This window comes from Paenarthrobacter sp. (genome assembly GCF_031180005.1).
GTDB lineage: Bacteria > Actinomycetota > Actinomycetes > Actinomycetales > Micrococcaceae > Arthrobacter.
The window spans coordinates 1-5,031 of sequence record NZ_JAPSHI010000062.1 but is presented as its reverse complement, the minus strand read 5'-3'; the positions used below and the strand labels follow the sequence as shown (position 1 = coordinate 5,031).

Genomic DNA, 5,031 nt, shown 5'->3' with positions numbered 1-5,031 from the left:
GCGCCACCTCCACCATCGCCTTCGCCTTCACCGGCACCCAACGCACCGAAACCACCAAATAAACACAGCACCACAACAGCCCCGCCGGGCCTGATCGGTTTCCTTTCCCCCAGCCCGATCAGGCCCGCCGGTAAAGCCCTACCCGACAACGAAAGGAATGCCAGGCAATGAGCACCATCACCAGCATCCATGAACCCGCAGTCCAGGGCCGGCGTTCCACAGCGCAGATCATTGAAACCGCGCAGGCCTTCGAGATCCCGCAAGTCACCGCCGTCGTAATGCCGCCATCAGCAGTCACCGCAACTGCAGTGAATGCCAACCCGGCCTTCCGCCGGGTTGCCAGCGCGGTGTTTAGGGGTATCGGTGTGGGTATGCTGGTCCTGGCCGCCCTGGTGTTCCTTTTCCTGGCAATCGGGCCGCGGATCTTCGGCTACCAAACCTCCACCATGCTCACCGGTTCCATGGCCCCGCTGATCAACCCCGGCGATGTCGTCGTCACAGCCCCGACCGCCGTCACGGACGTCAAGGTAGGGGACGTTATCACATACCACATCCCGGTCGAAGACCAGCGAGTGGAAACCCACCGCATCACCGAGATCACCACCACCGCGGACGGCGGCGTGGCAGTGCAGACCAAGGGCGATGCCAACAACGGCATCGACCCCTGGATCGCCACCCTTCAAGGCAAAACCGTGGACAAGCAGGTTGCCACCATCCCGTACGTCGGCAATGCCATCCGCGCCCTCCGCGAACCCGTCGTCATGAACACCCTCATGTACGGTGCCCCCGCCATCCTGGTAATCGGAATGCTCGCCTCCATCTGGACCAAAGACCCCAAAAAGCCGGCGCTGGAAGGCGCTGAAGCTCCCCAGGCAGCAAGCGGTGAGTGAGGACCCGGGCCCTGCGCCGGAGGCACTCGTCCTGGAACCTTGCAGGCTGCAAGCGCTGGCTGATGAGTTGGGGGACTCAACGCCAGCGATCCGTTTTCTTTCCACCTACCTGACCATGCTGCCTGAACGGATTCTCAGCATCTCCAGCGGCTTGTGCGCGCACGACGTCAACGCGAGCATGGATGCCATCCTGAGCTTGAAGATTTCCTCGGCCATGGTCGGCGCTCTGGACACGGAGAACCAGTGCCGGGCCATCGAGCGGATGATCAGGGAAGACCACTTCGACTCGGCTGTCCAGGCATTTCCGGCTCTTCAAAACTCTACGGACCGCTGCTTCGCTGCAGGACCTCAGTTACTGGGGAAGGCTCGGGAGTCGCTCTGCTCGAGGTCCCGGTCGCCCTTTTAGGGTCTGGCGCTTAACGTAATGTTCAGCGCTCAATCGGCACGCTGGTGGCTGCGGCCTTGACCTCATGAGGCACAAGAAACAGTGCAGCTACTGCCAACACGCCGGCGACAGCGAACACATAGAAGCCGGCGGGGTAGGCAATGTTTGCGGCAACCAGGGTCCCCGTGACTGCAGGCCCAACTATCGCGCCGAGCCTTCCTACCCCCGCGGCGAAGCCCAGCGCGGTTCCGCGGAGACGGGATGGGAACAGCTGGCTGACCCAGGCGTAGACCAGCACCTGCGAGCTGAAGACAAAGACGCCAGTGACAAACACGGCAGCGTTGAGCAGGAGCTCGTTCTGGATCTTGACGCTCAGAATGGCCAGCAACACGGCCGAAAGACCGAACCACATCAGCACGATCTTCTTGGTCCCATGCTTGTCGGCCAGGATTCCGGCCAGGAACAGGCCAGCAACGGCGCCGAGGTTCAGGACCAACAGCAATGTCAGCCCAGTGCTTACGGGGTATCCGGCGGCAGCCATCAGCTGCGGTAGCCACGTGTTCAGGCCGTAAACCAGCAGCAGCCCCATGAACGACGCGATGCCGATGCCCACGGCAACCAGCGGATAGGGCTTCTGCAGGAGGTCACGGAACCCGGTCTTTGGCTTTGTGCCCTTTGAAAGCTCGACGACGGTTGGTCCCTTTGCGGGTTCGCTTGACTGTAGTTCGCCGGACTTTGCCGGGCCGGTCTTGGCGGGGGTCGTTTCAGGGAGCGATTCCGGCAGTTTGGCCCACAGGAAGGGCAGGAGCAGCAGACCGGCGACACCGCCGATGATGAACATGAGTCGCCAGTTCGGAACGATGAAGATGGCCAGGAGTGCTGTTGCTACGGCACCAACGTGGTATCCGGTCATGGTCCGGGTGGTGGACTTGCCGGCAGATCCGGCTGGCGCGTAGTCGTTGATATATGCCAAGGCGGCAGGGAGGCAGGCGCCTAGTCCGAGCCCTGCCAACATGCGAAGCAGGGAGAAGACGGCGACGTTTGGGGCGAAGGCGATCCCTATGGTGAAAAGCGAGAAGCTTGCAACGCAGGCGATCAGCAGTTTGCGGCGTCCCAACTTGTCCGACAGCGGTGCGATAAAGAGGGCGCCAAGGCCCACGCCCACTAGGGAAATGGTGGCTGCGAAGGTGGCTCCGACGGCGTCGAATCCCAGCTCGCCGGTCTTGATGAGTGTTGGGATGACGGTGCCCAGGACCACGAGATCGAACCCGTCCAGGACCATGGCCAGCCAACAGAGCCAAACAGGCCATTGGGAGCGGTGGGCAGATGGCATCGTTGGCATAGCGTCCTCGGTGGTTAGTGCCGACCCCAGAACGGTCGGTCGGTCGGTTATGAGAGTTGTATCACCGCATGATGTTGGCTGGCGCACGTTCTACCATTGAATGGAAGGCCACTCGCGGGCGCGCGAAGTTGAGGGACCAGGTAATAGTGGCCAGGGGTGTCCGACCGCAGTGACCGATCAATAAGGAAGCGCATCATGGCCAACTCAGCATCAGGCGATTCAGTGGTGGACCGCATCGTGCGGGTCATCGAGGCTTTCCCGGAGGGCGTGATCTCCTTGCAACTGAGCGAACTGGCTGACCGCGCCGGACTCCCATTGTCATCAGCTCATCGGCTGGTGCGGCAACTTTCAGAGCATGGGCTCTTGGATCTTGGGGCCGGTGGGACGGTTCGTTTGGGACTGCGCCTGTGGGAGCTCGTCAACCGGAATTCGCCTACGCTGGCTCTTAGGCAGGCCGCCATGCCCTTCATGGAGGACATTCAGCAGGTCCTCAACCAGAATGTGAATCTGGCCGTACTCGACGGATGGGAAGCGCTTTTTGTTGAGCGGCTTTCGCGACGGGGGTCGGTGGCCAACCGGGCGCGGATCGCCGGCCGGATGCCGGTACATATTTCCTCGGCAGGGCTGGCCCTGATGTCACACCAGTCGCGGGAGATGCAGGCGGAGTACCTCCAACAGTTCGCAGATCCATCCGGAAAAGTGACTTCCGACGTCGTGCGTCATTTCTTGGCGGAGGCAGCTCAGCAGGGGTACGCCCAACTGGCTGGGGTGGTGGACCCGGACACGTGGGGTATTGCCGTGCCGGTGATGAACATGAAGCGTCGGGCCGTGGCAGCCCTCGGAGTAGTGGTTCCCCTTGCGGAGATGCGGCTGCAGGCTCTGGTGCCCGCGCTTCAGACTGCGGCCCGGGGCATCGGGCGTCAACTGGGGGACTAGACCTCTCTTCCATTCATCGGAATTGGTGTAACGCCAATCACGCAACGGCGGTCACACTGATTCCAGATTCGTCCCGCTTCCGAGGAAGCCGGGATCCGCAACGAAGCGAGGAAAAACATGGCACGTACACCTATCACCACCCAAGTGGCCATCATGGGAGCGGGCCCCGCCGGCCTGATGCTCTCCCACTTGCTGGCTAAGCAGGGCATCGAATCCGTGGTGGTGGAAATCCGCAGTCGCAAGCAAATTCAGGAAACAGTCCGCGCCGGAATCCTCGAGCACGGCACTGTGAACCTGCTGGTTGATTCCGGCGTCTCTGACCGGGTGCTGCGCGAAGGTGACCGGCACGATGGCATCGAACTGCGCTTCAACGGCGAGAGTCACCGCATCAACTTCAAGGAACTGGTGGGGGAATCCGTGTGGCTATACCCCCAGACAGAAGTCTTCATGGACCTTGCCGCGAAACGGGAGGCCGACGGCGGCGACGTCCGGTACAGCGTCACCGACACCACCGTGCATGATCTCGAGGGCAAGCCGAAGGTCTGGTTCACCGACGCCGATGGCCAGGAGTTCGAAATCCAGGCCGACTTCCTGGTGGGTGCCGACGGGTCGCGTAGCCACTGCCGCTTCCAGATCCCCGAAGCCAACCGCAAGTGGTACTTCCACGAGTACCCGTTCGCGTGGTTCGGAATCCTTGCAGAAGCCCCTCGCAGTGCCGACGAACTCATCTATGCCAACTCTGAGAACGGCTTCGCCTTGATCAGTCAGCGCACCGAAACTGTTCAGCGCATGTACTTCCAATGCGACCCCAAAGAAAACGTGGCCGACTGGGATGACGAGCGAATCTGGGCGGAGTTTCGCAAGCGTGTCAACGGCAACGGCTTTGAGCTCAAGGAAGGACCCGTTCTGGAAAAGATGGTCCTGCCGTTCCGCAGTTTCGTGCACACCCCCATGCGCCACGGGAACCTCTTCCTTGCGGGCGACGCAGCACACACAGTCCCGCCCACCGGTGCCAAAGGCCTCAACCTGGCTATCCATGACGTCAAGGTGCTGTTCGAAGGCCTCGATTCCTTCTATTCGAACGGTTCGACTGCGCTGCTCGATTCCTATAACGACCGGGCTCTGGACCGTGTGTGGAAGGCCCAGCACTTCTCGTACTGGATGACGTCCATGCTGCACACCGTACCCGGAGCCGACGACTTCGATCGCGCCCGACAACTTGGTGAACTGCACTCCGTGGTGACGTCAGAGCACGCCAAAGCGTATCTGGCGGAGTCATACACAGGATGGCCGACGGCGAGGTAGCTCTGGTCGCTGGTCGTAAGTCGGCCGGGTCACAGCACGCCTCTATGTTCTTTGGGGTGTGTGGTGGTGGTTGCGTCGGGGTGTTTGTTGGGGGTCGAGGTGGGGTGGGGGGATGAACCATGGGGTGCCGGTTGTGATGTTGATGCGCCATTGTTCTTTGTGGATGAGGTGGT

Annotated in this window: 5 protein-coding genes; 4 read left to right on the top strand and 1 reads right to left on the bottom strand. The window is 61.5% G+C overall.

The window, feature by feature from the left end; all coding sequences use genetic code 11:
- Nucleotides 1-167: 167 nt before the first annotated feature.
- Nucleotides 168-890: a signal peptidase I gene (locus RIF72_RS19870; RefSeq protein ID WP_309076506.1), complete on the top strand. Its 723-nt coding sequence runs from the start codon at nucleotides 168-170 to the stop codon at nucleotides 888-890.
- Nucleotides 883-1,296 (top strand): Hpt domain-containing protein, encoded by a 414-nt coding sequence (locus RIF72_RS19865; protein ID WP_309076505.1) that lies wholly within the window; start codon nucleotides 883-885, stop codon nucleotides 1,294-1,296. The genes RIF72_RS19870 and RIF72_RS19865 overlap by 8 nt, the downstream gene beginning before the upstream one ends.
- A 22-nt stretch (nucleotides 1,297-1,318) precedes the next feature.
- Here the strand turns inward: RIF72_RS19865 and RIF72_RS19860 are convergent, their stop codons facing one another.
- A complete protein-coding gene (locus tag RIF72_RS19860; RefSeq protein ID WP_375164257.1) occupies nucleotides 1,319-2,617 on the bottom strand; it encodes an MFS transporter in 1,299 nt (432 codons plus the stop codon).
- 195 nt (nucleotides 2,618-2,812) lie between these two features.
- Here RIF72_RS19860 and RIF72_RS19855 point away from each other — a divergent pair, with 195 nt between their 5' ends.
- Both RIF72_RS19855 and RIF72_RS19850 read left to right on the top strand, forming a co-directional pair.
- Nucleotides 2,813-3,553, top strand: coding sequence for an IclR family transcriptional regulator (locus tag RIF72_RS19855; protein WP_309076504.1), 741 nt, complete (start codon nucleotides 2,813-2,815; stop codon nucleotides 3,551-3,553).
- A 117-nt stretch (nucleotides 3,554-3,670) separates the two neighbouring features.
- Nucleotides 3,671-4,858, top strand: coding sequence for a 4-hydroxybenzoate 3-monooxygenase (locus RIF72_RS19850; RefSeq protein WP_309076503.1), 1,188 nt, complete (start codon nucleotides 3,671-3,673; stop codon nucleotides 4,856-4,858).
- Nucleotides 4,859-5,031 lie beyond the last annotated feature (173 nt).

Excerpts from the sequence above, each read along its gene's own strand:
- RIF72_RS19855 (WP_309076504.1), top strand. The coding sequence starts at position 2,813 with ATGGCCAACTCAGCATCAGGCGATTCAGTGGTGGACCGCATCGTGCGG.
- RIF72_RS19860 (WP_375164257.1), bottom strand. The coding sequence starts at position 2,617 with ATGCCAACGATGCCATCTGCCCACCGCTCCCAATGGCCTGTTTGGCTC.
- RIF72_RS19870 (WP_309076506.1), top strand. The coding sequence starts at position 168 with ATGAGCACCATCACCAGCATCCATGAACCCGCAGTCCAGGGCCGGCGT.
- RIF72_RS19850 (WP_309076503.1), top strand. The coding sequence starts at position 3,671 with ATGGCACGTACACCTATCACCACCCAAGTGGCCATCATGGGAGCGGGC.